Source organism: Vibrio crassostreae 9ZC13, from assembly GCF_000272045.2.
Taxonomy (GTDB): domain Bacteria; phylum Pseudomonadota; class Gammaproteobacteria; order Enterobacterales; family Vibrionaceae; genus Vibrio; species Vibrio crassostreae_C.
This window is the reverse complement of the sequence record NZ_AJYZ02000011.1, coordinates 1-26,779: the sequence shown is the minus strand read 5'-3', so window position 1 is coordinate 26,779 and position 26,779 is coordinate 1. Positions and strand designations below refer to the sequence as shown.

Annotated in this window: 23 protein-coding genes; 9 read left to right on the top strand and 14 right to left on the bottom strand. The window is 45.4% G+C overall.

Annotation, left to right across the window (positions count from 1 at the left end; genetic code table 11):
- Nucleotides 1–141 precede the first annotated feature (141 nt).
- The 3 genes from A136_RS01375 to rhtB all read right to left on the bottom strand — a co-directional run bounded on the left by A136_RS01375 (nucleotide 142) and on the right by rhtB (nucleotide 2,466).
- Nucleotides 142–483 carry a metalloregulator ArsR/SmtB family transcription factor gene (locus A136_RS01375; protein WP_017063763.1) on the bottom strand — a complete coding sequence of 114 codons (342 nt, stop codon included), beginning with the start codon at nucleotides 481–483 and terminating at the stop codon, nucleotides 142–144.
- A 99-nt stretch (nucleotides 484–582) separates the two neighbouring features.
- On the bottom strand, nucleotides 583–1,803 hold the full coding sequence (locus tag A136_RS01370) for an EAL and HDOD domain-containing protein (protein ID WP_017061025.1): 1,221 nt from the start codon (nucleotides 1,801–1,803) through the stop codon (nucleotides 583–585).
- A gap of 45 nt (nucleotides 1,804–1,848) precedes the next feature.
- The gene (rhtB, locus tag A136_RS01365) at nucleotides 1,849–2,466 is read right to left on the bottom strand and encodes a homoserine/homoserine lactone efflux protein (protein WP_017061024.1); all 618 of its coding nucleotides are present in this window, start codon (nucleotides 2,464–2,466) and stop codon (nucleotides 1,849–1,851) included.
- An 81-nt stretch (nucleotides 2,467–2,547) separates the two neighbouring features.
- Between rhtB and A136_RS01360 the strand changes: the two genes are divergently transcribed.
- The gene (locus A136_RS01360; protein ID WP_017063762.1) at nucleotides 2,548–3,528 is read left to right on the top strand and encodes an alpha/beta fold hydrolase; all 981 of its coding nucleotides are present in this window, start codon (nucleotides 2,548–2,550) and stop codon (nucleotides 3,526–3,528) included.
- Between the two features lie 182 nt (nucleotides 3,529–3,710).
- Complete coding sequence (locus tag A136_RS01355; protein WP_017061022.1) at nucleotides 3,711–4,538, top strand: Cof-type HAD-IIB family hydrolase; 828 nt, start codon at nucleotides 3,711–3,713, stop codon at nucleotides 4,536–4,538.
- An 87-nt stretch (nucleotides 4,539–4,625) separates the two neighbouring features.
- Here A136_RS01355 and A136_RS01350 read toward each other — a convergent pair whose 3' ends face one another.
- Entirely contained in the window at nucleotides 4,626–5,093 is a 468-nt protein-coding gene (locus A136_RS01350) for an EVE domain-containing protein (protein WP_017061021.1), read from the bottom strand.
- 39 nt (nucleotides 5,094–5,132) lie between these two features.
- Between A136_RS01350 and A136_RS01345 the strand changes: the two genes are divergently transcribed.
- Both A136_RS01345 and A136_RS01340 read left to right on the top strand, forming a co-directional pair.
- Nucleotides 5,133–6,677, top strand: a complete 1,545-nt coding sequence (locus A136_RS01345; protein WP_017063761.1) for a COG3650 family protein — start codon at nucleotides 5,133–5,135, stop codon at nucleotides 6,675–6,677.
- A 2-nt stretch (nucleotides 6,678–6,679) separates the two neighbouring features.
- Nucleotides 6,680–7,276, top strand: coding sequence for a tRNA-uridine aminocarboxypropyltransferase (locus A136_RS01340; protein ID WP_017063760.1), 597 nt, complete (start codon nucleotides 6,680–6,682; stop codon nucleotides 7,274–7,276).
- 145 nt (nucleotides 7,277–7,421) lie between these two features.
- On the opposite strand, the gene A136_RS01335 is transcribed toward A136_RS01340, so the two are convergent.
- The 8 genes from A136_RS01335 to lptM form a co-directional block, all read right to left on the bottom strand.
- Nucleotides 7,422–9,902, bottom strand: coding sequence for a bifunctional diguanylate cyclase/phosphodiesterase (locus A136_RS01335; RefSeq protein WP_017063759.1), 2,481 nt, complete (start codon nucleotides 9,900–9,902; stop codon nucleotides 7,422–7,424).
- 192 nt (nucleotides 9,903–10,094) lie between these two features.
- Nucleotides 10,095–12,593 carry a bifunctional diguanylate cyclase/phosphodiesterase gene (locus A136_RS01330; RefSeq protein ID WP_017061017.1) on the bottom strand — a complete coding sequence of 833 codons (2,499 nt, stop codon included), beginning with the start codon at nucleotides 12,591–12,593 and terminating at the stop codon, nucleotides 10,095–10,097.
- 168 nt (nucleotides 12,594–12,761) lie between these two features.
- Nucleotides 12,762–13,478: a 5-amino-6-(5-phospho-D-ribitylamino)uracil phosphatase YigB gene (gene yigB / locus A136_RS01325; RefSeq protein WP_017063758.1), complete on the bottom strand. Its 717-nt coding sequence runs from the start codon at nucleotides 13,476–13,478 to the stop codon at nucleotides 12,762–12,764.
- Nucleotides 13,479–13,493: 15 nt separating this feature from the next.
- Complete coding sequence (gene xerC, locus A136_RS01320) at nucleotides 13,494–14,426, bottom strand: tyrosine recombinase XerC (RefSeq protein ID WP_017061015.1); 933 nt, start codon at nucleotides 14,424–14,426, stop codon at nucleotides 13,494–13,496.
- A complete protein-coding gene (locus A136_RS01315) occupies nucleotides 14,395–15,093 on the bottom strand; it encodes a DUF484 family protein (protein WP_017061014.1) in 699 nt (232 codons plus the stop codon). Before A136_RS01315 ends, xerC begins: the two co-directional genes overlap by 32 nt.
- A gap of 44 nt (nucleotides 15,094–15,137) precedes the next feature.
- Nucleotides 15,138–15,968, bottom strand: coding sequence for a diaminopimelate epimerase (dapF, locus tag A136_RS01310; protein WP_017061013.1), 831 nt, complete (start codon nucleotides 15,966–15,968; stop codon nucleotides 15,138–15,140).
- Between the two features lie 11 nt (nucleotides 15,969–15,979).
- The gene (gene lysA / locus A136_RS01305; RefSeq protein WP_017061012.1) at nucleotides 15,980–17,233 is read right to left on the bottom strand and encodes a diaminopimelate decarboxylase; all 1,254 of its coding nucleotides are present in this window, start codon (nucleotides 17,231–17,233) and stop codon (nucleotides 15,980–15,982) included.
- Nucleotides 17,234–17,275: 42 nt separating this feature from the next.
- Nucleotides 17,276–17,392 carry an LPS translocon maturation chaperone LptM gene (gene lptM / locus A136_RS23205; protein WP_017063757.1) on the bottom strand — a complete coding sequence of 39 codons (117 nt, stop codon included), beginning with the start codon at nucleotides 17,390–17,392 and terminating at the stop codon, nucleotides 17,276–17,278.
- A gap of 75 nt (nucleotides 17,393–17,467) precedes the next feature.
- On the opposite strand from lptM, the gene cyaY reads away from it, so the two are divergent.
- Nucleotides 17,468–17,782: an iron donor protein CyaY gene (gene cyaY / locus A136_RS01295; RefSeq protein ID WP_017063756.1), complete on the top strand. Its 315-nt coding sequence runs from the start codon at nucleotides 17,468–17,470 to the stop codon at nucleotides 17,780–17,782.
- Nucleotides 17,783–17,853: 71 nt separating this feature from the next.
- On the opposite strand, the gene A136_RS01290 is transcribed toward cyaY, so the two are convergent.
- The gene (locus tag A136_RS01290; RefSeq protein WP_017063755.1) at nucleotides 17,854–20,382 is read right to left on the bottom strand and encodes a class I adenylate cyclase; all 2,529 of its coding nucleotides are present in this window, start codon (nucleotides 20,380–20,382) and stop codon (nucleotides 17,854–17,856) included.
- A 344-nt stretch (nucleotides 20,383–20,726) separates the two neighbouring features.
- On the opposite strand from A136_RS01290, the gene hemC reads away from it, so the two are divergent.
- The 4 genes from hemC to A136_RS01270 are packed head-to-tail and all read left to right on the top strand — an operon-like array spanning nucleotide 20,727 to nucleotide 24,823.
- Nucleotides 20,727–21,665 (top strand): hydroxymethylbilane synthase, encoded by a 939-nt coding sequence (gene hemC / locus A136_RS01285; RefSeq protein WP_017061008.1) that lies wholly within the window; start codon nucleotides 20,727–20,729, stop codon nucleotides 21,663–21,665.
- Nucleotides 21,666–21,667: 2 nt separating this feature from the next.
- Nucleotides 21,668–22,396 carry a uroporphyrinogen-III synthase gene (locus A136_RS01280; RefSeq protein ID WP_017063754.1) on the top strand — a complete coding sequence of 243 codons (729 nt, stop codon included), beginning with the start codon at nucleotides 21,668–21,670 and terminating at the stop codon, nucleotides 22,394–22,396.
- Between the two features lie 19 nt (nucleotides 22,397–22,415).
- Complete coding sequence (locus A136_RS01275; RefSeq protein ID WP_017063753.1) at nucleotides 22,416–23,642, top strand: uroporphyrinogen-III C-methyltransferase; 1,227 nt, start codon at nucleotides 22,416–22,418, stop codon at nucleotides 23,640–23,642.
- Entirely contained in the window at nucleotides 23,642–24,823 is a 1,182-nt protein-coding gene (locus A136_RS01270) for a heme biosynthesis protein HemY (RefSeq protein WP_017063752.1), read from the top strand. Before A136_RS01275 ends, A136_RS01270 begins: the two co-directional genes overlap by 1 nt.
- Before the next feature lie 724 nt (nucleotides 24,824–25,547).
- Here A136_RS01270 and A136_RS22045 read toward each other — a convergent pair.
- Nucleotides 25,548–26,583, bottom strand: a protein-coding gene (locus tag A136_RS22045) for an IS630 family transposase (RefSeq protein WP_102394396.1) whose coding sequence is annotated in 2 segments (ribosomal slippage) — nucleotides 25,548–26,123 and nucleotides 26,125–26,583 — 1,035 coding nt in all. Because the reading frame shifts where the segments join, the coding sequence is not laid out codon by codon here.
- Nucleotides 26,584–26,779 lie beyond the last annotated feature (196 nt).

The window sequence follows — 26,779 nt, the reverse complement described above, 5'->3', positions numbered from 1 at the left end:
TGAAGCCGCAGCGTTGTTGACTACGTTCACTTACCGGAGCGCCGGCCGCCCTAATTACATAGAGCCACTATGCTCATAGGGATAAGTTCACTTGTCGCCTAGCTGCAACTACAACTATTTCGGCATTAAGTTTTAATGTATTTAAACGCAACATACTGGGCGTGAGTTCATCGACTCTAAGCGCTCAATATCTTGCTGGTATTCAGTTTTCAAACAGTTCGATGCAATAAGGTCGTCAATTAACTTTAGCATCCAACCTGGTAAATCTTGTGACAGGCGGTAAAACACCCACTGCCCCTGGCGAACATCAATCAAAACACCGTTTGAACGCAGCTGCGCAAGATGGCGTGAAACCTTTGGCTGACTTTCTTGCAATGCCTGAGTCAACTCACCAACCGATAAGCACTCATTGCGAACTATCAACATTAAGCAACGCACTCGCGTTTCATCGGACAGTAATTTAAAAAATTGGTGAGGAAGCATAAAAACATACTCATATATGGATATACACATATCTTAGATATAAAAAAACGCACGTCAAGGCGTGCGTTTCAATTGTCATAAAAGTTTAACGAAGAAATATCAGAGCTTGTTGGTCACGGTATGGCTCCAACGGCGCGCTTCAGTAAGCTCCGTTTTAACCTGATCCACGCTTAATCCTAAATCGGCGCAGTGCTCATCAATCTGTTGCCAATCGGCATGCTCAAAGCTCTCTTCAAGTGCGAGCAAGGTACCATATGGCCCTTCTCTACGTAATAGAGCAACCTTGATACTTTTACACAGCGGCAACTGCTCGACTAAGTTATCTAACGACAAGTCCAACAGAGCATCCAACAAGGAGAATAAGCCAATCATAAAGGCCTGTTCTCTATACCCTTCAAATGCCTGATAGCGAGACATACGCTGACAAAACTGAGCACGCTGTAGAGACAATCCATACAGCTCTTTAGGCTTTTTATCGGACACATAAGAGGCGACGGCTAACGAGACAAACATTTTCAGTTTCTCTTGACCTAGATATACCAAAGCCTGACGAAAAGAAGAGATGGTAACTTCAAGGCGCGGCGACATAGTATTCACAAAACGCAGCAGCTTATATGAGAGCGCCACATCTTTCGCGACAATGCTCTCCACCCGTTGAAAGTCCACATCGGGCTTACACACTTCTTGAAACAGCTCCATAGCAATCACTTGCTCAGGGCTAATGTATTTACTCTTGATGATTTCCGGTTTATTGAAAAAGTAACCTTGGAAAAACTTAAAGCCAGCCTCTTTGGCTTGCTGGAATTCTTGTTCGGTCTCAACGCGCTCCGCCAAAAAGCTAAACTTTTTCCCTTGATGCGCCCTAACCAAATCACACGCTTCATCCAAACCCATCTGCATAATATCGAGCTTTACGATATGCGTGTATTTAAGGAAACGTTCCCATTCTGGGGTCGAAGTAAAATCATCTAGGGCAATCATGTAACCCGCTTGGTAAAGGTCTTTAACCGCTTCCAACAATTCATCTGTTGGTTTACAGGTTTCCAGAATCTCTACCACCACCTTATCTTTCGGCAAACTTAAGGGCAGTCGACGAATCAAACTTTGATAAGGGAAGTTGATAAAGCAGCGTGAAGATGGAATAGAAGGGTTAAGACCAACAGACAAGAAGTTCTCAACAATCAGACGATACGTTGCTCGATTAGACTCAATATGCGCTGGGTACGCATTCTTTTCTCCATCGCGAAATAACAACTCATAGCCGAGTGTATTCCTCTTGCGATTTAAGATAGGTTGTCGAGCAACGTATGTAGCGGTCATTTCTTGATAACTCTGATTGGTTTAACTATAACTCAGTCGCTTAATCTAAGCTTTCGCGGCAGCTAGCAAAGCACCGCAGCCCATGAACATACCACCAAATATTTTATTTATCTTACCCATTATGCGATCAGAGCGAATAAAACGTCCCATTTGTGACGCTAATGAGGTGTAACCCAACATAACAACGCTATCAATGAATACTGTCGTCACACCTAGCACTAATAACTGAGGTGCTTGAGGTTGTGTAGGGTCAATAAACTGAGGAAACAAAGCCACCAAAAACACGATTGATTTCGGGTTAGTTAGGTTGATAAGCACAGCGTTTCTCAGCAGTTTGCCACTCGACAGAGTAGAGCTTTCTTCAGATGCTACTAGGCTCGAGCTATCACGCCACTTTTGAATACCTAACCAAAGTAAGTACACCACGCCGACCCACTTAATGATGGTGAACGCCAACGCAGACTTAGCAACGAGTGCACCGATACCCGCGCCCACCAGCATAATGTGAAACGCAAGACCAAGCTGTAAGCCAACAATTGATGCGAGTGACTTTTTAGTGCCATAGCTAAGCCCATTACTGATTGAGTTAACGGTACCCGAGCCCGGAGCCAAGCTAAACAAAATCGCTGTGACAACATAAGCAAGCCAAACATGAGTATCCATTTGCATTTCCTTACTAGTTCTTTAATCTAACAACATTAGTAGTAATAAAGCTCTCACACGCATCAGTTCAGGTAATTTCCCATGGAAAACCACAGCGAAGCCACCTTCCCTTACACTCAAGAACCTCAGTTCGATCATGCGATTAAACACCCGATCAACGCTCTTTGGCAACAAAGAAAAGAGGGGTTTTTAACATCGTCTGGTAAAAAGAAACTGTACTGGTGCAGCCTCACCTCAGAAAAGCACAGCAAAGCTATTGTGATTTCAAATGGCCGTATCGAATGCTGCCAAAAATACCAAGAAATCTTTTATGATTTTTATCAACAAGGCTATGACGTTTATTCATTTGACCACCAAGGTCAAGGCCAGTCTGAACGTATGGTAACAGACTCTGACATTGGTCACATTCATGAGTTTGATGATTATGCATCTGACATGTCTGACGTCATTGCCAGTTTTGATCTCAGTAAGTATTCCAATCGCTACCTGCTCGCACACTCAATGGGCAGCACCATAGCCACTCGCTACCTACAAACCCATCCAGACCACCCGTTTGATAAGGTAACTCTGTGCGCTCCGATGTTTGGTATCAATACCGAGTGGTACCTGAAACCTATCGCGATGATCGTTGGACAAGTGCTTACCGCTTTTTATGCCAAGCCAACTTACGCGCCGGGCCAGCAAGCATATTATTCGAAGCCTTTTGAAAACAACTTACTGAGCCACAGTAAGGTTCGCTATCAGTGGTTCCGTCGCTTATATGACGAGTCTCCATCTTTGCAAGTGGGTGGACCAAGCACGCGTTGGGTGTGGCAAGGGTTAATGGCCGCCAAGCAAGCAATTCAACAAACTCGTCAAATCAAGATCCCTCTGCTATTGATTCAAGCTGGGGATGAAAAGATTGTCAGTAACAGTGCTCAAGTAAAGTTCATCTCTAAGCTGAAGAAAACCAACTCTGATTGTCAGTTTAAGTTGATTGAGGGTTCTAGGCATGAGGTGTTGTTTGAGCAGGATGAATATCGCAATCAAACACTGGATGCGATCAATCAGTTTTTCGCCTAGAGCTAATAGGCTAAGCAACCTACCAAGAAAATAAGCGCTAAAGAGGAAGAGAAGTAAGTGAGCTTTGCCCTCTTTTCTTGCATGAATTTGGCATACAATTTCTACCTAGAGATATTGTAGTTAAAACGATTCTAGCGCTGGCTAGCGTCAATATTGGTTAAGCATTTTGCAATGAGGGTTAAATGAGTATTCCTGCACTAAAAGATTCCGTGAAAATTGTTGCTTCTGATTTAGATGGTACGCTTTTGGCTCCCAACCATCAGCTAAGCGACTTTACCAAGCTAACGCTTAAGAAATTACACGACCAAGGTTATACCTTCATCTTCGCTACGGGTCGTCACCACGTCGATGTGGCGGGTATTCGTCAGATAGCAGGTATTCCGGCGTACATGATCACTTCAAACGGTGCACGCGTGCATGACCAAAACGATCAACTGATGTATAGCCAGAACGTACCTCAGGAACTCGTTCAGCCAGTTATTGATATTGTGCGCCAAGATCCAAACCTCTTTATTCACATGTACCAGAATGAAGATTGGTTACTAGACCGTGAAGATGAAATGTTGGCTAAATTCCACAGTGAGTCTGGCTTTAGCTACAAGCGCTTTGAAGCTGAAAACGCACCAAGCGAAGGCATCGCGAAAGTCTTCTTCACACATCCAGAACAAGACCACGAATATCTCGTCACGTTTGAACAAAAGCTAAGAGATGCTTTTGGCGACAAACTGAACATCGCCTTCTCTACACCTTGGTGTCTGGAAGTGATGGCAGCTGAAGTCTCTAAAGGCCACGCTCTAGACGCTGTTGCAAAATCACTAAACCTGACTCTAGATAACTGTGTTGCCTTTGGTGATGGCATGAACGACGCTGAAATGCTGGCTATGGCGGGTAAAGGTCTAATCATGGGTACATCACATGAGAAAGTGATGAAAGCACTACCTGACAATGAAGTGATTGGCAGTAACGCAGACGATGCCGTTGCTCACTACCTAGAAAAGCATCTGCTCTAATCTCGCTCGTTGAACAGATCTGAATAAATAAAAAGGCAGCCAACTGGCTGCCTTTTTTGAACCTTACGTAAAAAGCTCTCTCTAACGCTATCGAGAACCTAACACTTCTTTGCTTAAGATTGCCTGCCACTCTTGTTCGGTAACCGGCATGATCGATAAGCGATTACCGCGTTTCACCAAGGGCATTTCGGAGAGTTCAGGCATGGCTTTAAGCGTAACCAAAGGAATCAAGCGCTCAGTCACTCGCACAAACTCGACATCCACCATGATCCAGCGTGGGTTATCGGGTGAAGACTTAGGATCGTAGTAATCACTCTCAGGGTCGAACTGAAAGTGGTCTGGGTAGGCTTCTCTGGTTACTTTAGCGATCCCCGCTACGCCAACTTTTTTACATGATGAGTGGTATATCATCACCAGATCGCCAAGCTTGACGTCATCACGCATCATGTTTCGAGCCTGATAGTTGCGTACACCCTCCCAACAAGAGGTTTTTTGTACTCTAAGAGTCTGAATAGAGAAGGTGTCGGGTTCTGTTTTAAATAACCAATATGCCATAATAAATCCAATTAACGGTTGCTCCGAGGAAGATATAACATGAAGGTAATGAAAAACCCAGTGACATGGCTAGTCGCGTTCGCTCTACAAGGCTGTGTTACGGCACCTGATACGCCGCAACAACCTGAACAGCCCCCAGCAAACTTGGATGAGCCACTGAGCATTCAACCGCAAACCTTCATCATGCGTGGTCAGGTGGTGGTTGGCCATGAAAGCCGAACCTTCACTCCTTGCGGTAGCCAACAACAATACTGGTTAGACTTATCTCCAGAGTTAGCGTTAGAAGCACAAGGGCTCTCAACGAGACCTTACCAAGCCTTATATGGCGAGCTGATTGGTCACCTAACCGTGCCGAGCCAAACGGGTTATAACGCAGACTTCACAGCGCGTTTCGTGGTTGACCAAGTGAACATCCTAACCGCAGAGAACCCAGATCGCTGCGACCAACCGCTACGTTCAACACGAGTATTTGGTAATGAACCCTTCTGGTCAGCAACCTTCGATAAAGACCAGCTGAAATACACTAAGATGGGCGAACAGCCACAGACCCTCGATATTGAATCAAGCCGCACCACATCGAGCAGCCGTGATTACCAATTAGAAGGTAAAGCAGCACAAGGCAAACTCAACCTTACGAAAGAGAGCTGCAGCGACGGCATGAGCGACTCTATCTATGGGTGGCATGCCAAGCTTAACCTCAATGACAATGACTATAATGGTTGTGCGACGGTCTCTAACCAAGATCCAACACTGGACTGGAGCGGACTCTACTTCGCTAGCTCAACGCAAAATTCAGGGTTCTCTATCAACCTTGAACTCAACGATGACCACAGTGCTATCACAACTTACTCATACAGCAATGGAGACCCTTCTATTGTTGAACAAGGCTTCTGGCAGCAACTGAACCAAAATCAGGTACAAGTGGTTATGACTCGCCACCAGCAACAGTATTTGATCTCCGAGCGCATCTTCACACTCGATAATGGCAAGCTAATCGCTGAAAAAGAGAAAGTGGGTAACGTGGTGTATCCGATTGCCAATGGCGGTCTGGTGCTATTCGAAGCTAAGAGTGCGCAAGCGCAAGTAAACACCACCACTAACGTTGATCTAACCGCAAAGCAGGTGAACTCCAGTGATCAACTTGATCCAAAAGTCGACCAAGCGATCCGTGAATACTTTAAGATCAACAACAGCTCACCTGACGACACTAAATACCGCTGGTTAACCTACGACCTCAACGGCGACGGTAAAGAAGAGCTGTTCGCCCAACTCGATTGGTGTGGCTCTGGTGGCTGTACCCTGCTGATTTTCGAAAACCATCAAGATAACTGGCGCTTCAATAGCCGGGTGACACTGGTCAAGGGCGACATACGCTTAGGTAAATCGCAAAACCATGGCTGGCAGGATCTGATCTTCAACGTCAGTGGCGGCGGTGCAACACCGGCGAAACACACACTGTCATACTCTGGAGTCAGCTACCCGCTAAACCCAAGTGTCGCTCCAGTTGCAGATGATGCTGATATCAGCGACGTGGTTTTGTTTGCTGATGGTATCTCACCCGCACAAAGTGGAGTTAAGTTGTAAACATGAGTAACCAACAAGCTTGCCATGGTTGTAGCTTCACTCACCAATGTATTTGTCACCTGATACCTAGTGTCGCAAACCAAATCGATCTTGTACTGCTCACTCATGAGAATGAACTGTCACGCGATACCAATACAGGGAAGCTGCTTCAGCAATCCCTTGATCAGTGTCAGTCCATTGTATGGCAAAGGAAAACACCACCAGCGGAGCTCATCGCACTGCTTGACGATGAAACACGACAACCGTTTCTTTTATTCCCAAGTGATCAAAGTGTCGAGTGCCAGCAAGCTGTAATGACCCAAGCCCAGAGTCGTAAGCCGCTATTCATCATCTTGGATGGCACATGGCAAGAAGCGAAGAAGATGCTTAACAAGAGCTCGTGGTTACAAGCCGTTCCGCAAGTTCACCTCGATATTACCAGCGAATCTTCATACACCTTGCGCCGCAACCAAGACAGTGGCCACTTGTGTACTTGTGAAGTGGGTATTGAGTTACTCAAATCTTTAGGTGAAAGTGAATCTGCCAAGCTCATTGATGACTACTACCAGCATTATCTAAAAGTGTTCCACGCCGACAAGTGTGGCCACGCCCTCAAATAGACCAAGCAGGCGCGCGGGAAGGTAAAAACACATTTCGGGACGAGACAGACACTAAAAACAAAAAGGGTGAGCCATAAGCTCACCCTTTTTACATCGTATTTTCGTTATTGAGCCAACCAGTGTTTCACGTGAAACGCTCGCTCCATCAAAACAAACGCTGAGGTTGACCAAAGTAATACCCTTGCAAGTAATCGACCCCCATGTCTTCAGCAATACGGCACACCTGCTCATTATGAACGAACTCCGCCACCGTCTTAGCATTCAGAATCTGGCATAAGCTCACCAACTGCTGAGCGATCTTGCGCTGCTTTTTATCTTTATCAATATTGCGAATCAAACTGCCATCAAGCTTGATCACCTGTGGTTCTAGCTTCAATATCTCATCAATGTTCGAATAGCCCGAACCAAAGTCATCAACAATAATATTCACACCAAGATCGCGGAAGTGATTACACACCTCAATCAAGCGACCGTAATCCTGAATTTGTTCCGTTTCTAACACCTCCAAGCCAATACGCTGTGGGTGACTGATTTTCTTGATCGCTTGTTCAAGGTGAAGAATGGTTTTCTCATTGCTGAAATCTTGTGGCGCTAAATTAATTGAGAACGAATCGGTTCGCTGACTCATAAAATCGAAGGTGCGCGTTATCATCTGACGACTGAGGCGTGTATAGAGATGGGTTCCTTCAATGATTGGCAAGAACTTACCCGGTGCAATTAACTGACCGTCCTCTTCAATTCGAACCAAACACTCGTAGCTCTCTACCTGATGACTGTGTGCTGAAACTATGGGCTGAGAGCACGCCACAATATTCTGATTAAGCACCGCGCGACTCACGCACGACAGCCAACCAAGTTGCTCTTGGCGATGCTTCTCCAATTGAATGAGTGCCTTGGCGCTCACTAGGTGCTTGTTCTGGCTGACAGCGCTGCGCCTCGCATCAATCGCCTTCAACAATAAGTCATCAATAGAGGTAGTCGGGAAATCTCGACGGCTGGCGATACCCGCACAGATAGACACCGACAAGTAATCAATATCGGGTAAACCGGTAGGCTCAAAATTCACATGCTCGGTTTGATCGGCAAATTCCGAGAATCGCTGATGAATATGTTCTTGGCTCGCCCAACTATCAAACACCACCGCCCACTCACCAATACCGATGCTGTAGAGCTGACAGCCCTCATCAAAGAACTGCCACAGCGCCTTTTGAAAGTACTCACTCAAATCATGCAGAAGCTTGTCACCTACTCGATAACCATACTTCTCATTGATCTGACCAAAGGTCGTGACCTTCAAAGCTAGTAAGTGGCTATCACTGCTCATCTTCGACAGTTTCTCACGCAGCACACTTCGATTGGGTAAACCTGTACGGTGATCAATTCGATAGCTTGCCGTCAATGCAGTGGCTTGCTGCTGAATCTTACTCGCCATGCTGTTGTTCATGTCATCGACATCAAGCAGTGCATTTCGGATCAATGAAAACAGAGGGGATATGTTGGTCGCGGGTTGCGTCTCTAATGGCAATACCGCCTTACCCTCGCCTTCTCTAAGCGCAAGATAAGTGAGGCTATGGTGCAAGATTCGCTGTTGGCCATTCTCTTGATAAAGTTCTCCCATGCAGTAAACGCCATAGCTGTCGGCCAATTTTTGGAAAACCTCAACCTCTTGGTTGCCATCAATAAAGTCGATACGAGATGTACAGTTATAAATGAAGAACTGTTCTGGCCTATGAGAGGCGATCTGCTGCACGCCCAGTCGTATCTGCTCTAAGGTCAGTGATGGATGGTCATAACAAAACCGGACCTCATCGCCCACTTGGAACAGGCCGCTGAATTCTATCTCTCCACTTTCCGTTACCTTGAGCGGTAAGTGAATGTTTTGCTCTTTCGGGTCACCGACCATCAAGGGAAAGTTATGCAGTTGCTCAAAAGGCACTTCGAGGCCATCAGCGAGGTAACGATTGTAGAGTTCGCGAACAGGCATCCCATCCAGTTCCAACAACCGGTTCTCTTGAGCACCTGTCACTCGAAAAGTTCGACCAATCGGATTCCATTCAGTGTAGTAACCCTTAGCGATGGAGAGCTCAACACTGTGCAGCGCCAACATCACATAGGCATTTTCATAGCAAATGCCGTCTAACATCACCCATCGCCCATTATCTGTGATGGTCGATGCACCGCCACAGATCGGTAATGAATACATCGACTGCTCAAACGCTGAAAATAGATCTCGGTTATTTATCTGCAAGCGGTCTGCGAAACAGATGATGCTTTGAGTATTATCATTGCACTCAAGCTGTTGCCACATAGCGTGGCTATCGAGCAATGGTTGTTCGCTATATTCGACAACACCACAAGAGTAAGACGTCGCGTCAAAGCGGGTAACAATCAGATAAAGACCTTGGTGCAGGATGACACCTTGACTAATGTAGTGGTTAGCACTGCAACCAATCAATTTGGCATTGGGAAAAGTCGATTGAATCACTTGGCAGGCAGCCAAAACAGAACCTTTCTCGAAAGACGAAAACACCTGAATCAGTAGGCTTTCATGTTGATGAAAATCTATCTTTTCCAATTCACGTTGGGTTTGCTCAATGTCTTGTATCAGGAGAGAAGTCGACTGCATATTCACATTAATCGTTACGTTAATGATTTATTATTGTGCTTATTATAGATAAGGCTTGCACGGAATACTTGCGATCGCGTTATGAATAATGTGACCTTAGTTAGACATCATTCATTCCGCCAAAAAACAGTCATTAATGGCGGCGCAGTACTTTTATAGCCAGTCGTTACACAATGCGGGAAGCTTTAACTGCTAAAACAGTCGCTTAGGCTCACCGAAGTAGTAACCCTGCAGATAATCGACACCCATTTGCTCTGCTATCTCACAAACCTGTTGGTTATGGACAAATTCAGCGACCGTTTTGGCATTGAACACTTGGCACAAACGAATCAACTGAGAGGCTATGTTTCTTTGTTTTTGATCTTTGTCGATATTACGAATCAAGCTACCGTCGAGCTTAATGATCTGTGGCTCAAGCTTAATGATTTCCTCGATGTTGGAGTAACCAGAGCCAAAGTCATCAACAATGATTCTCGCCCCGAGAGCACGGAAGTGATCACACACCTCAATCATGCGACCATAATCTTTAATCTGCTCAGACTCGAGAACCTCTAGGCCAAGTCGAGTGGGATCGTTCATAGCACTGATGGCGGTCTCGAGCACCTCAAGCGTCTTGTCGCTCAACAAATCTTGCGGGGATAGGTTGATAGAAAATGGGCTTTGCTTATCCGCCATATAACCTATGGTGTTCTTAATCATGTGTCGGCTGAGGCGAGTGTAAAGGTGCGTGTCGGCAATGATAGGTAAGAACTTACCTGGTGGCACAATGGTACCGTCTGACTCCATGATTCTGACCAAGCACTCTTGGCCAATCATTTCGTGCGTAACCGACTCCACAATTGGCTGGGAATAAGTGATGATGTTCTGATCTAAAATCGCACGACTTACACAGCTCAGCCAGCCTAGTTGCTCTTTGCGATCTTCTTCACTCACCTGAATGTCTTTAGCATTGGTGATGTGGGTATTGTTACGTACTCCATAGCGTCGAGCTTCGATCGCTTTCAATAAGATCTGGTCACCACTGTCGGTTAAGAAGTCACAACGACTAGCAAAGCCGCCACACAGAGAAACTGACAGGTAATCAATATCAGCCAAACCATATGGCTCAAAATTTATGTGTTCGATGTCATCGGCGAACTCAACGAAACCTTCTTTTATTTTCGTACTACCAACACTAGCATTGAAGATAATCGCCCACTCTCCAACACCAATACTGAATAGCTCTACCTTCACGCGAGGCTCTTTAACCACACGAAGCTGTAATCGCTCGATAAAGTGATTAGACAGATCGAGTAGCAGCTGATCCCCCACTTGATAACCATACTTCTCGTTAACCTGATGGAAGTTGGTTAGCTTTAAGGTCAGCAGATGTTCACTGAACAGAATCGTATTGAGGCGCTCTTTCAGTACGATACGGTTCGGCAAACCAGTACGCGAGTCAATGCGATAGCTTTCGGTTAAGCGACGCGCTTGTTGATGGAGTTTCTTTTCCATCTGAGTATTCATACTGTCGAGATCAGCGACTGCATTTCTGACTAGGTTAAGCAATGGCGACACGGTTGAGCCACACTGAAAGTCTTCGCAATGAAACTCTTTAATCTCGTCAGACTCGCGCATAGCGATATAAGTCAAGCTGTGGTGCAGTATCTCTTGGCGGTCTTCATTACGGTATAGCTCCCCCATGCAGTAGGCACCACATGTATTCACTATCCCTTCAAATGGCTTGAGCTCAAGTTTACTGTCGATAAATTCAAGTCGAGATACGCAGTTATAAATGATCACCGATTCAGGCTGATGCATGGCTAGCATCTCGGCACCGTGGTGCACCTTTTCTGCAGTGAGCGATGGGTGGTTATAACAAAACTGCGCCTCTTCACCGACATGCCAAGGGCTATCAAACTCAATACTGCCATCATCATTAATACGTAGCGGCGTCGAGATACCCTTCTTTCTGCCAAGTTCTCGATAAAGTGGAAAGCTCATCAGTTGACTAAAAGGAAGGTCTTTGCCATCCGCAAGGTAATGTTTGAATACTTCAATAGCCGGCTTGTCGTTCAATGCGTATAAGCGATTTCCGATTGCGTGTGTGACTCGTAACTTCATCCCAATCGGGTTCCACTCAGAGTACGCGTCCGACCAAACCTTCAATCTTGGGTTAGTCAGAGCCACAGCAACACAGGCGTGCTGGTAGGTTTGCTCGTTATACATAACCCAACGGCCAAATTCATTCTCATGGCACAGTCCACCAGCTATCGGCAAGGCGTAAGGCAAATTTTCAAAAGCGCTATAAATAGGATAATCACGCCCTTCAACCTGATCGCACAAGCTGATGACCGTTTTGGTTTCTTCTGTAAGGCGCAGCTGAAAAGCTAAGTCTTGGCTGTCTTGATTTGGATTGCCGGAAAAAGGCTGGACCGCAGAGGTTAGATGGGTTTCGTTGAACTCACTGATGATGACTAAGGTGCATGCACTTTCAAGGCAATTATCACAGATAACATGACGAGCACTCTGGCCAATTAGCGTCGCATTATTTAAACGATTGAGGGCAACACCCGCGATTTGACGAGCTAGATCTGAAGATTGAGCTGAGAAAATTTGAATAAGGTACTGTTTGCTGTCACACCATTCTCGCTGATCAAATTGAGCTCTAAATAACGCCTCAGTATTTGCGAGAAATGTAAATGTTTGCATGCCAACCCTTGTTCAAAATCGAGTGAAGTAACAACCCGCAACCACTGCTATGACTGAAATGAATCGATAAAAAGTAGTCGCCAATTATCCTAGCCTAATCAGGCTTTTATAGGCGACCAATGTAACAATTCAATAGCATAAATGCGACACAATAAGCTTACCGAGCCATTAAATTAGTCGCATAAGATCGCTAAGTTGGCCTATTTCAACATCAGGGAGCACACTCGCCTTCGGGGAGCGGTATAAATTGGAACCAGTGTCATTAAACCAGCACGCTTGGAAGCCATTTTGCTTGGCTCCATAGACATCCGTTTTGAGGTGATCGCCAACATGAAGAATATTCTCAGCGTCACAACCTAGGTGTTGCTGAGCTTTTTCAAACATATCTGGATAGGGTTTTGCTCTGCCATCAGGGCCGGCTTTAAGGATTAATTGAAAGTACAGCCCTAAGCCAATTTTGTGTGGATCGACATTGCCATTGGTAATCGCAACCAGAGGAATACGTTGGCTAAGTTCAGTCATCACTCGATGCGTTTCTTGAGGGACATCGACTTGATTACGCAACCACAAGGCATGCTCAATGCCCTCTCGAGCCGCTTGCTCTGCTTGCTGCAGAGAGTAACCCAATTGCAGCAAACCACTCTTAATCTGAGTTTCACGCCACACGGTGACATCATGTTTCAAAGCTGGGTTTTCAGATGCGACTTGCTGCTTAATGCCCTGCCACTCTTCAAGCGATAAAGAAGCCGACACTGGGTGCTTTTGATAAAGCCACTGTGCCATCTCTTTCTCAACCTTCATGATCACAGGCCAGTTGTCATACAGGGTGTCATCCAAGTCAAAGGTCATGGCTTTGATGGGCTTTAACCCTCGATAAATTCGCATAGTAAACCCTTTAATCTAATCTTTATTCTTCTTACGAGCTCTCGGGTGAGCCTGATCATAAGCTTGTGCTAAGTGTTGGAAATCTAAGTGGGTATACACTTGGGTCGTCGAGATGTTTTCATGGCCAAGCAACTCTTGCACAGCACGAAGATTTTGGCTCGATTCCAGCACATGCGTTGCAAAGGAGTGACGCAGTTTATGCGGGCTGATGTGGCTCGCGACAGATTGCTTCTTGCCCCACTCTTCCATGCGCTTTTGCACGCTGCGGTGAGAGATACGAGTCCCGAGCTTAGAGACAAACAGCGCGGTTTCACCCGGTGAAGCCAATTCACCACGAACTTTGAGCCATTTATCGACCCACTCTTTAGCTAAACCAGAAAAAGGCGCTTTGCGTTCTTTGTCGCCTTTACCAATCACTCGGATTTCGCCTTGTCGACCCAACACATCTTTCAGATTGATGCCGACCAGTTCTGCCAGTCGTAATCCAGCACCATACATCACCTCCATCATCGCTCGATCACGAATCGACAATGGATCGTCCTCATTCACATCAAGCAGTTGACCCACTTCATCAACATCGAGGTTTTTAGGCAAAGGGCGTTGTTTGCGAGGTGCAGAGACACCTTTGGCTGGATTGGCGGTCATTTCGCCACGCAACACAAGGAAATCAAAGAAGCTGCGCAGTGACGATAAGCGCGTTGCAATGCTGCTCGCTTTCATTCCCTCACGCATGCCTTTACTGGCCAGTTGTCTGACCCACGCCGCATCGACTTGCCCCCAATCCTTTAGCCCTAGAGTGACTAAATGACCGGCCATGGTTTCAAGTTGTTGTTTGTAATTACGTTGGGTGTGTAGGCTGAGTCCCTTCTCGCTTCGGAGATATTCATAGAAGCGAGAAAGTGGCTTTTGAAGGCTGTTAGGAAGAGGTATTTTGGGCTCTAGGCTCATTATTTATCTGCCAAGGTAAGGTGTCCGCCAAATGAGCGACAACAAGTGCTAAATGGCGTAAAAAGAGCGTATCCATATGGGGTTGGAAATGTCCGCCATCTTCACTAGAAAAGGCGAGCAAACCCAATGGAGACTGCTTAGCAAGCGGTAGTACTACATAAGAGCCTAGCTCTGGAACTGGATAATCACCAAACAAATCGTGTCTGTCGGCTTTTCTCAAGCGTCCAAGATAAGCATCTTTGCCATTGAAATGGTTAAGCGAAAACTTAGAGTAACCCTCAGCACTCAACTGATAAAAGCCAGATTGCGAAAGAATACGAACATGAGCCTTAAGCCCAAGATCTAACGCTTTTTGTTCAACGGCTTTTATCACCTGCATGAAGTCACTGCATTTCAGCACTTGCGCTTGCAGATCCATAAACTCATAGAAGGTTTTATCGTTATTTGCTGCCAACGACATCAAGCCAGTGATCTCTTCTTCAAGCTCTTCGATTCGATGACGTTGGCGTTTAAGCTGAACCTCAACCAGAGAAACAGCGCCCTGCTCAACGTTATTGATAGCAAGGCGATCAACCAAATCTTTTCGGTCTTGGAAAAAATCTGGGTTATCACGTAAATATTCCGCGACCACTTCTGCGGTGAGTGCGTCGGCTTCAACGTAAGACAAAACCTATCCTTTATTTTTATGAATATATTTGTTTTGGGTCGTTATTAGCAAGAAAGTTGACCATCAAACACATGCGTTGCAGGGCCGGTCATAAACAGAGGTTTACCCGGGCCTTGCCAGCTAATGTGTAAGTCACCGCCTGGTAGACGAACCTTCACATTCTCAGCCAGTAAGCCTTGAGTGATACCCACTGCAACTGCGCCACACGCTCCGCTGCCACATGCCTGAGTTTCACCCGCGCCGCGTTCGTAAACACGTAGACGAACTTCTTCACGGTTAACGACCTGCATAAAGCCAGCATTAACACGCTCAGGGAAACGTTCATGTGATTCAAGTAGTGGGCCTAAGGTGTCCACATCAGCCGTGTCGACGTCATCAACCACGGTAACCACATGTGGGTTACCCATGCTTACCGCACCACAGAATAAGGTGTGTACATCCGTTCTTAGGATATACGTCTTCTCTGGCTGCTTGGCCTTGAATGGAATCTTGCCGGGTTCGAACTCAGGAATGCCCATGTTCACCGTGATCAGGTCATTCTCTTCAATCTTGAGAACCATTTTACCTTTCTTGGTACTCACGTTGATGCTGTACTTATTCGTTAAGCCTTTCATGCGAACGAATCGTGCAAAACAACGTGCACCATTGCCACACTGCTCCACTTCACTGCCATCCGCATTGAATATGCGGTAATGGAAATCAGTTTCTGGATCATAGGGAGCCTCAACCACAAGTAGCTGATCAAAGCCCACACCAGTGTGACGATCCGCCAAACGACGGATCAAATCTGGAGAAAAGAAAATATTTTGAGTAATGCAGTCCACGACCATGAAATCATTGCCCAAACCATGCATTTTAGAAAAGTGGAAGTGCATAACGCTTAAAATTACTCCGGAAGAATGTTTTCAAGTTCCCACAGACTCGTAAGCTCTTCACGCTGACGAACCAAGTGAGTTTTATCGCCATCCACCATCACTTCAGCCGCACGCGAACGAGTGTTGTAGTTAGATGACATCGCGAAGCCATAAGCACCCGCTGAACGAACTGCTAGCAGATCACCTTCTTCAAGAACAAGGTCACGATCTTTACCTAGGAAATCGCCTGTCTCACAGATTGGGCCAACCAAATCGTAAGTCACAGCTTCACCCTGACGAGGGCTAACAGGAACAATATCCTGCCAAGCTTGATAAAGTGCTGGGCGCATTAGGTCGTTCATTGCTGCATCGATGATGGCAAAGTTCTTGTGCTCTGTTGGCTTGAGGAACTCGACTTTCGTTAATAATACACCAGCGTTAGCAGCAATCGCTCTTCCAGGCTCGAAAATCAGCTCTAGATCAGAATGATTGTCTAGGCGAGCCAATAAGGCTTTCGCGTAGTCAGAAGGCTGTGGTGGTAATTCATCACGATAAACCACACCCAAACCACCACCGACATCAAGGTGTTTGATGTTGATACCGTTAGCACGTAGCTGGTCGATCAGCGCAAGCAGGCGATCGGTTGCATCGATGAAAGGTTCGATATCCGTTAACTGAGAACCAATGTGGCAATCAATACCATGGATAGACAAGTTATCGAGTGTTTTTGCAAACTCATAGACAGCAGGAGCACGGTCGAAAGCGATACCAAACTTGTTATCACGCAGACCAGTAGAGATATAAGGGTGAGTGTTCGCATCAACGTCTGGGTTGATACGCAGTGAAATCGGCGCTTTAACACCAAGCTCACCAGCTACTTTATTCAGTCGCTCTAGTTCTGGTTCAGACTCTACGTTGAAACACTTAATGTTCAACTCAAGCGCACGCTTCATTTCAGCGGCTGTTTTACCGACACCAGAGAATACAACTTTTGCTGGATCGCCACCGGCAGCAACCACACGCTCTAGCTCACCGCCAGAAACGATATCGAAGCCAGAGCCCAAACGAGCCAAAGTATTCAACACGCCAAGGTTTGAGTTAGCTTTAACGGCATAACACACCAAGTGCGGATGCTCACCAACCGATGAATCAAACGCATTCCAGTGGCGTTCTAATGTTGCACGAGAATATACATACAGCGGTGTACCATATTGCTCTGCTAGTTGTGAAAGTGCGACGTCCTCAGCCCAAAGCTGGCCATCTTCCTGATAGTTGAAGTAATCCAAAGTTCTTATCCCTTATAAATAACGATTTCTGCGTGTTTTCACTTATTGTGATTGTTCGGTTTGCTGAACTTCATCAGGATCGTACAAAGGACCCGTTTGACCACAACCAGAAAGTCCAATAACGGACATCATAAATAGAGCAGCAATTAATTTTTTCATTTTGCATATCGTGATTATTAACTCAATGCCCCCTATAATCGCACCACACTCAGGAAAAGCAATAGGATAGAAAGGATGAACGAGACTGAATTTCATCAGCTGGTCGATATACAGATGCAAAACATCGAAGAAGCTATCGATGAATCAGAGGCAGATATTGATTACGAAGTGACTGGTAACGTGATGACGCTGGAGTTTGAGAACCGCAGCCAAATCATCATTAACCGCCAAGAACCAATGAAAGAAATCTGGTTAGCGTCTAAATCTGGTGGCTTTCACTTCAAGCTAGTTGACGACAAGTGGACATGTTCAAAGACGGGCATGGAGCTGTTTGAGATGGTTAAAGAAGAATGCGTGAAGCACGCAGGTGAAGCGATCTATTGGGTCTAATCATTTGTAAGCAAAACTAAAAAGGAGTGAATCAATCACTCCTTTTTCAATATCAATCGGGCTTAGTAAGACTAGATGTTGACTATCTTTGAGCTCCGAGAAGCTAAAGTTGCATCGTTACGATAAGGCACAACGTAAGAATTGCCTTCTTCAGGATGAACGATTTGGTAGTACTGAGGTAGGTTAAAGTTAATCAACTTAGACGACATCTTCGACTCATCTTTTACCGATGTGTAGAAAGAATTCACGCTCGCGATCATCTCATCTTTTTCACCGCTGTACTGGTGGTAGACCTCAACTTGGTTCGACTCGTCCAATACATAAATATTGAAGCCTTTGTCGGTATCTTCGAAAAAGAACTGAATCAAGCCCTCACTCGCAAAACCATCCACCACTTCTGGTAGCTGATACTCTTGCTCTTTATCGAGCATCAGTAAAGGTGAGCCTTTGAGCTTATTGGTTGAGATGCTACGGTAGAAATCGACCGAGTTTTCCAACATCTGTACCGACACACCACGACGTTCGAAGAACAGACCAAACATCTTATTAGCTAAACGAATAGCCTTAAAGCGGCGGCGCTTCTCGGGTTCAATCGGTTTCAATCGTAAATCGATACACTCAGCAAGCAGTTGATACACCATGTTACGCATCACACCACGCAGGTTTTTGCTGTAACAGAACACATCAACCGATTCTGGCGGTAAAGCATCTTGGTGCATTTTGCCAAGTACCGTCTTCAGCGCATCCAGCATTGCCGTATCACCTTGGAAATGCAGCGTACGTACTTCATGCCAAGAGTTACGATAAACTAAGTCGACACTGCCGACTAAGCTCTTACCTTCCTCACCAAAGCTGAAGATATCGGCGTTCTTGAGGTCCACTTTTAATGCACGACCACTTAATTCAGACGTCGGGTCATTTTCAAAGTTGATGAACATCGCTAGCTGGCTTATCTCACACGGGCTCGCCAGTGCTTGCATACTTGGGCGACGCTTACGCAAAGAAAACGTATTACGCAGGTCGCTCACCATTTGATAGAACTTATCGATATCGATGTGAGCGTCACGTACCACAGAGTGCAAACGTGTCGACTCGGTAATCAAGCCATTAAAAAACGACCATGCTACCAACTTACTCAAGTACTCATGGTGCTCTAGAGAAGGCTGACCAAGAATGCGGTGTGCAACCAGTGGCTGCTTATACAAGTACCAACCTGCTTTATTCGACTGACCCTGACGAACTTCGATGAAGCTCAAGTCGGGTTCATGCAGATCCGGAGAGATTTGTGGGTTCAGCAGTGTCACTTTACCTGGCAATACCTCAAACGCAGCGTAAAGCTTACGTGCCAAGATACTGATATCTTGTGGGCTGATTGCCGAAGTGATGTCGTTACGACGCGCAAATTGAATCAGATTACGGTAGCTCAGCATCAAGGCATCAAGCAGTGCATGGTGCACCACTTTAACCTGCTCAACCTTCCAGTTACGGCGGTTATCGAGCTCAGCAATGGTTTCATGTCCCCAATTCCAAGACTTAGTCATCTCAGTCAAGGCTTCACGACGCCACGCAACAGAACCAATGCCCGCATCTCGTGACAGCTTCTCGTGGGTCTTAAGATAAAAACAGCGTCTTACCAAGTCCAATCGAGTGTGGTCGTTAATGCGTTCTAGATAGCGCGTTACCTTTTCAAGCATCAGATAGTAACTATCCATGCCATACAGATCCGGTTCATCCGCAAAGAAGCGGCGCTTGGTATCAATACTCAGCAGTTGGGTGTTTGGGTATTCCCACGAATAGGCCTCTAACAGGATCGCCTTCAAAACCGATTTATACGGTGAGTCGATACTCTTATAGAGCTGCCACAGGTTTGAACCAAAGTACTCTTCAGCGGGAATACGATTCAGCTTGCCGAAATCGATCCACTGCGAGCAATCAAGATAACCATCCTGACACAAACCTTGAACATACTCGTCGTAACACTCTTCCATTTCTGGCGGAATGATTTGCCACAACAAACGCTGACCAGCTAAACGAACCGCAGAGCGATAGAACTCATCAAGCAGTAATAAATGCTGTGAAGAACCACAGTTATCGCCTGTCATCTCTTCTGAATGGTTCGAACGGAAACGCTCTTCATCCATCAAGAAGAAGTTCGCTTCAACCCCTAAGGTTTCAGCCCAATCAGTAATCAAGAGACACTTGTTGGTTAGGCTATCGCGAGATGCGCCATCCATATCCGGGGAAACACACACCCAGATATCAAGATCACTTGAAGTGCTTTGACCAATAGAAGAAGTACTACCCATGGTGTACAAGCCAAGGATTGCAGGTTCATCAGCTTCGGTGAGTTTGCCACCCAGCGTTAATTCGGTATCAGAGACAAATTGCTTTTGGAATTCATTAAGCGTGAAGCTACGAATTCCAAAAGGAACTTGTTGGTCATAATAACCAGGCATCATCGGGTGATTGAAGTGAAGCAGTGCGGGAATAAGGTTGAATACTCGCTGGCCTTGCACATTCATCAACGCCAACGCACGATCAATGCGCTGCTGATTTAGATTGTCTAATCGTTGAATCAAAGTTTGAGTGTAAGCCTGCAAGGTAAGTCCTTGGTTTGAGGTTAAGTGCAGTTCTGTTTAGTTACTGAACGAAAGGAGCAACAAAACGTGATCAATTTAACACTTTTACCCTTAATGGTAAAGCAAAGGAACCCGTCATACTGGTCAATTCCTTGATGACAGAAAGTTAAACTCACGGCGTCGTAGTGTCCTCTTTATTGACTACTTCTAATAATAGCCCATGTTTCAAATGAGATACCAATCACACTATTTTGGTGAACTCATGAAAATCTCTCAGCTATCAAAGTATGGAATGATCAAACAGTAAGAATTCTCGCCTCATAATGGTAGGATTAGGCTATTACAGAACCTATATCGGAAACACCATGACAAATTCAGCACCAATCCGTATCGCGACCAGAAAAAGCCCTCTTGCCCTTTGGCAGGCATACTTTGTAAGGGATGCACTGCAAGCTGCTCACCCTGGTTTAGAGGTTGAGTTGGTAACTATGGTGACCAAAGGTGACATCATCCTAGACACTCCGCTTGCTAAAGTGGGTGGTAAAGGACTGTTCGTTAAAGAACTTGAAGTAGCCATGCTAGAAGGTCGTGCTGACCTAGCGGTTCACTCAATGAAAGATGTACCTGTCGACTTCCCTGAAGGTCTAGGTCTGGTAACAATTTGTGAGCGCGAAGATCCGCGTGACGCTTTCGTATCAAACACTTACAACAACATCGACGAACTCCCACAAGGTGCTGTCGTGGGTACGTGCAGTCTGCGTCGCCAATGCCAACTGTTAGAATACCGCCCAGATCTGATCATCAAAGAGCTGCGCGGCAACGTTGGTACTCGTCTAGGTAAACTCGATGATGGTCAATACGATGCGATCGTACTGGCTGCTGCAGGTCTTAAACGTCTAGAGCTAGAAGAGCGTATTCGTAGCTTCATCGAACCAGAGCAGTCTCTCCCTGCTGTTGGCCAAGGCGCTGTTGGTATTGAGTGTCGCCTTGATGACGAGCGTCTGATTAAACTCCTTGAACCACTGAATCATAAAGACACGGCTGATCGTGTACTGTGCGAACGTGCAATGAACCTTACCCTAGAAGGTGGCTGTCAGGTTCCTATCGGCAGCTACTCATTATTAGATGGCGAAAACATCTGGCTACGTGCATTAGTTGGTGAACCGGACGGTTCTAAGATGGTTCGTGGTGAGATCTCTGGCCCTCGCAAAGATGCAGAAGCACTTGGCGTGACTCTGGCAAATCAATTGCTGGATGATGGCGCGAGAGAAATCTTAACCAAGCTCTACGTTGACCAAGAATAATCATGACAGTGTTGGTGACTCGTCCCGGTTCAGAGGGACAATCGCTTTGCCAACAACTAGCGGATGAAGGGATTCAAGCAATCCATCATCCGCTGATTCGTATCGTGGATAATCCCAACTCTGCGGATTTAAGCACCCAGCTTAATAACAGCGATATCATTATTGCAGTCAGTCACCATGCCGTGGCGGCTGCCCAAAGCATCCTTTCAAAAACCTCATCCATTTGGCCTACTTCGCCGCTTTATCTTGGCGTTGGTCAAAAAACTGCGCACGTTTTAAGCAAAGTCTGTAAACAAAAAGTAAACTATCCTCAAGTTAGTGATAGTGAACATCTTCTTAAACTTACTGAACTTAATGGCGTAGAAAATAAGTCCATTTTGATACTACGTGGCAAAGGTGGGCGTGAGCTCATTAGGGATTCTCTACTCAATCGAGGTGCACAAGTCTCTTATTGTGAGACCTACCGTAGAGAATATATTCCTATTAGCGACCACAATACCTATCAAACATGGATAAACAAAAAAACGTCCAAAGTTGTCATCACTAGTCAGGAACAATTGGAGTATCTCTGCTCAATTACCCCTGATGAGTATTTGGCTTGGCTTTCAACAAGACATCTATTTGTCCCAAGCCAGCGCATTGTAGAACGAGCACAACAACTCGGCTTCTCGAATGTGACCAATACTCACAGTGCTACGAACCAAATATTACTGGCTGCTCTCCGGCCTTAGCTAGAAACAGGAAATAAGCATGACAAGCAAAAAAAATAATGAGCATATTGAACCTGAAAAGAAACAAGATACTCAGCCAGTAGTTGTTGAAAACGAAAAAGCTGACTCTACAGAGACAAAACAACCTGAACAGAAGCTTGATGCCTCTGCTTCAAATACCGCTAAAAATGAGCAGCCTCAAGCTGAGCATAAAGAGCAAATAGAGAAAGCAGAAAAGCAAGGTAAGCGCGGTGTCAAACTAGGCGCTATTGCGATCGCTATTTCAATTATCTTCAGTGGCGGTATCGCATTTCAAATGCAGCAAAAGAGCGCTGAGTACTCGGCTCAAATCGCCGCTCTTCAAGCACAACTGCAAAATACCCAATCTGCAGTAAATAAAGACCTACAAACCATCAAGCAAGAGACTATCCAAGAAGCGTCACACGCGGTGGAGAAAACTCAGGTCGTACAGTCTCAACAGCAGAAGAGCATTCAAAGTTTGCAGTTAGCAGTGGCTGACGTGAAAGGTCGCCGCCCAAATGACTGGTTACTTGCTGAAGCCGATTACCTTGTGAAACTAGCAGGACGTAAACTGTTCCTAGAGCATGATGCCGTTAGTGCAACCAAGTTAATGGAAAGTGCCGATCAACGTATCGCAGCACTGAATGACCCGAGCTTAGTATCACTGCGTCAATCAATGACCAATGACATTACCAAGCTTCGCACTATTCCTCTGATCGACCGTGACGGCTTAGTTCTGCGTATCACAAGCCTGCAACAGCAAGTCGATACACTGCCGCTTGCCAATGCGATTCTTCCAGAAGCTGCGGCTGTTGAGAAAAAAGCGGTATCGCAAGATATTAATGATTGGCAGAACAACCTGATGACGTCGATGAAAGACTTCTCAGAAAACTTCATCACATTCCGCAGTCGTGATGGCGAAGTTATCCCTCTACTATCACCAGAACAGCACTTCTACCTGCGTGAAAACATCAAAGGTAAATTAGAAACCGCGATTCGCGCCGTCTACAAAGAACAAGGTGAACTCTATAGCGCAGCTCTTAATACCGCTAACGAGTGGTCGAAAGCTTATCTAAATCAAGATAACAACTCAGTGATTGAATTTGAGAAAGCGATTAAACAGCTAAGTGAACAGAACATCTCTGTGAAATACCCTGTAAAGCTTGAGTCTCAAAATGAGTTGTCAGATGTGATACGTGAGCGCCTACGTCGTGAAGTCACCGTTATGACCACGGAGGAAAAATAATGATTCGTTGGATTTTTCTTTTTCTCGTTCTAGGTGCTGGGTTAATTGTTGGTACTCAGTTCTCTGGTCAACAAGGCTACGTTCTGATCTCAATTGCGAATAAGACCATTGAGATGAGCGTGACAACACTGGTTATCTTCGTCATCGCTCTTCTAGCGGCTCTATTCGGCTTAGAGTACCTATTTAAAAAGCTTATGTACGCGAGCTCGACAACTTGGAATTGGTTCAGTGTTCGTAAATTGAAACGCTCTCGTCGTTATACCAATGAAGGCATCATCAAGCTGCTTGAAGGTGACTGGAAAGGCGCTGAGAAGAAGGTAACACGTTGGGCTAACCATCACGACATGCCTCTACTTTGTTATTTAGTCGCTTCTCAAGCGGCGCACGAACAAGGTAATACGAGTGAGCGTGATAAGTACATCGAGCTTGCTAGCCAACAGGACGACTCTCTACTGGCGGTTGAGCTAACTAAAGCTAAACAGCAAATCAGCGAGTCAAACTACGAAGCTGCATTCGATACACTTTCTACCCTAAAAGGCACATACCCTAATAACACTGCTGTACTTGGCCTGTTAAAAGCCACTTACTTGCAACTGAAGTTATGGCAGCCATTGCTAGAGTTAACGCCTAAATTAGTTAAGAACAAACTTCTAACAGCTGATGAGCAACGTGAATTAGAACAGAAAGCACAATGTGGATTACTTCATGATGTAGCTCAACAACAAGGTAGCGAAGGTTTAATCAGCCATTGGAACAAGCTTTCAAGAAAGCAGAAACAAAGTTCGCACCTTGTATCTTGCTTTGTGAAGCAACTGATCGCTCGCAAAGCTGACTCAGAAGCGTTCACAGTGATCAAAGAGAACATTGCGAAGAGTGGTTCAAATGAGCTCTACATGTTGCTTCCAGAGTTGAATCTAGCCGATCACCACCCAGTAGTGGTCATGCTAGAACGTGCAATCAGTAAAGACAGTGGTAATGCCGAAGCACACAGCGCTCTGGCTCAGTTCTACTTAAGAGAGCAGAAGTGGGCGGAAGCACAAAGCCACTTCGAAAAAGCCCTAGCACTTCGCTCAAATGTTTCAGATTACGGATATCTATCTGACGCCCTAGAGAAGCAAAACTTAACAAAAGCAGCTCACGAGGTTTCTCGTAAAGCGCTCGCTCTAGTTCAACCCGCTTAATTCAAAGTGACTCAAACTAAGCCGATGTCTAACATCGGCTTTTTTGTATCTGTTACTTATCCCTAGATAACTTCTACAATACCTATAAACCAAACGCCTCGAACCCTACCCATCCAATGCTACCAAACCAACTAATCATGAAATTGCTCAATCGGGCCTCTCAAACAGACGGAGAACGACTTTAATTATGTCTGTACGTAGTTTTACCATTCTTATAAACAACCCCAGAGAAGAGACTCAGGAAGAGCCATAGAGAAAAGTGACACCTTTAAGCCCAAGATTAAATGAGTCTCACCTTGAAAGAAGGCGTTTAAAGATATTTACCCGCAGACAGATACCCACTTTAAATCACGCTGAATTAACAATTAAATAGACATCAATGTTCCAACTATAAACCGTTATAACCGGGGAGTTCACGTAACTGCCTGTAGATTCATCTATTAAGTAGAAGGGATATAGCAAGAGTTACCGACCAACAAAACCTTGTTATTAGAAACGAGGCATCTTTATCAGCCAGTTCAAATTAGTAGGAGATAGAGCTCTCAAGACGCTCAGGAAAAGTTAATCAACGAACCAATAGCCACAAGTATAAACTTACGTAATCAAGCGCTGCTAGAGAGAGCAGAGCTTAATAATAAGTGTCGGAATATCAGAGCTCGTGATCAACGTAAAGCGCCTCTACAAACTCTGAGACGAATAATAAGACTCATACCAATCCGGAAAATTAACTGATCAGGTCAATCCAATCTCTTGTACACATTTTTGTGACGCGATCTTTGCACTCAAGAAATCCATTCCAAGCGCTACAGACCTTCGAAACAATATCGTTATAATCAATGAAGTTTTGGTTTGCTAGATAGTGTTGCCTTAACCAACTCCACACTTGCTCTATAGGGTTAAGCTCTGGTGAGTATGGCGGCAATTTGATAATACTGACATTATCAAATGGGTTAGCAATATCATCGGTATGCCATCCTGCGCCATCCATTATTACCACTGAATGACGGTCTTTTTCTGTGACTTTAGATATCTGCTCTAGATGGTTTATCATGATGTCTTTGTTAACCCAAGGGACGACCATTGCCTCACCAATCCCTCTCGATGGGCACACTGAGCCAAACAAATAAGCGTATTCAAATTGCTGCTGTTTTACTACGCGAGGTCTCGTTCCACGAGTAGCCCAAAGACGTGTTGTTGTGTTCTGCTGACCAAACCTAGCTTCGTCTTGAAACCAGACATCAACACTCTCTAGCCCAATATGGCCGGGGATCTTAAGGATCGTTTCGATTTGGAATTTTTTTAAAATCGTCTTGTATTTGCTGTGATTGTTTAGGGTGTTTGGAACGAGAAGTTATCCAAGAAAAACCCATGTGGTCGAGGAGATAATAGATGGAATTAGGGTGGTAGTGCTTGTCAAAGTGTTTAACGATGTAGTCATGTATATCGCTTCCAACAAGGCGGCCACCAGAAGGTGATTCAGCTTCTTTTTTTATGAAGGCACTGAGTTGAGCCCGCTGCTCATCGGTGAGGTATGCAGGCCTACCAGTCCGAGGTTTTTCTTGAAGTCCTTCTAGGCCTTCTTCAAAAAAAATCCGAACCCATTTATTGACACTGGTTCGACTGACTTTGAGAGATTTTGCAATTTGTGTACGAGAGAGGCCGTCTTTAAAGTGTGCGAGCGCAAGTAAACGCATCTTCATCTGAATGGTTTTTTGCTGGCTCGCAAGCTTTTTGAAGTCAGTGTTATTAAGGCTATCCATGGCTAAATTTCACAATAATTCATCAATCTTAACTAGATCACATTTTTACTTTAATTGGTATTACAGCACTCATAAAACCTAACAACAAACACTTTTCTTCAAATGTAAAAAAGCCCTGCTATTGCTAGCAGGGCTTCTCTAATAAGTGGCGGAGTGGACGGGACTCGAACCCGCGACCCCCGGCGTGACAGGCCGG

Coding starts and splice junctions, on each gene's coding strand:
- A136_RS01375 (WP_017063763.1), bottom strand. CDS start 483: ATGCTTCCTCACCAATTTTTTAAATTACTGTCCGATGAAACGCGAGTG.
- A136_RS01370 (WP_017061025.1), bottom strand. CDS start 1,803: ATGACCGCTACATACGTTGCTCGACAACCTATCTTAAATCGCAAGAGG.
- rhtB (WP_017061024.1), bottom strand. CDS start 2,466: ATGGATACTCATGTTTGGCTTGCTTATGTTGTCACAGCGATTTTGTTT.
- A136_RS01360 (WP_017063762.1), top strand. CDS start 2,548: ATGGAAAACCACAGCGAAGCCACCTTCCCTTACACTCAAGAACCTCAG.
- A136_RS01355 (WP_017061022.1), top strand. CDS start 3,711: ATGAGTATTCCTGCACTAAAAGATTCCGTGAAAATTGTTGCTTCTGAT.
- A136_RS01350 (WP_017061021.1), bottom strand. CDS start 5,093: ATGGCATATTGGTTATTTAAAACAGAACCCGACACCTTCTCTATTCAG.
- A136_RS01345 (WP_017063761.1), top strand. CDS start 5,133: ATGAAGGTAATGAAAAACCCAGTGACATGGCTAGTCGCGTTCGCTCTA.
- A136_RS01340 (WP_017063760.1), top strand. CDS start 6,680: ATGAGTAACCAACAAGCTTGCCATGGTTGTAGCTTCACTCACCAATGT.
- A136_RS01335 (WP_017063759.1), bottom strand. CDS start 9,902: ATGCAGTCGACTTCTCTCCTGATACAAGACATTGAGCAAACCCAACGT.
- A136_RS01330 (WP_017061017.1), bottom strand. CDS start 12,593: ATGCAAACATTTACATTTCTCGCAAATACTGAGGCGTTATTTAGAGCT.
- yigB (WP_017063758.1), bottom strand. CDS start 13,478: ATGCGAATTTATCGAGGGTTAAAGCCCATCAAAGCCATGACCTTTGAC.
- xerC (WP_017061015.1), bottom strand. CDS start 14,426: ATGAGCCTAGAGCCCAAAATACCTCTTCCTAACAGCCTTCAAAAGCCA.
- dapF (WP_017061013.1), bottom strand. CDS start 15,968: ATGCACTTCCACTTTTCTAAAATGCATGGTTTGGGCAATGATTTCATG.
- lptM (WP_017063757.1), bottom strand. CDS start 17,392: ATGAAAAAATTAATTGCTGCTCTATTTATGATGTCCGTTATTGGACTT.
- cyaY (WP_017063756.1), top strand. CDS start 17,468: ATGAACGAGACTGAATTTCATCAGCTGGTCGATATACAGATGCAAAAC.
- hemC (WP_017061008.1), top strand. CDS start 20,727: ATGACAAATTCAGCACCAATCCGTATCGCGACCAGAAAAAGCCCTCTT.
- A136_RS01280 (WP_017063754.1), top strand. CDS start 21,668: ATGACAGTGTTGGTGACTCGTCCCGGTTCAGAGGGACAATCGCTTTGC.
- A136_RS01275 (WP_017063753.1), top strand. CDS start 22,416: ATGACAAGCAAAAAAAATAATGAGCATATTGAACCTGAAAAGAAACAA.
- A136_RS01270 (WP_017063752.1), top strand. CDS start 23,642: ATGATTCGTTGGATTTTTCTTTTTCTCGTTCTAGGTGCTGGGTTAATT.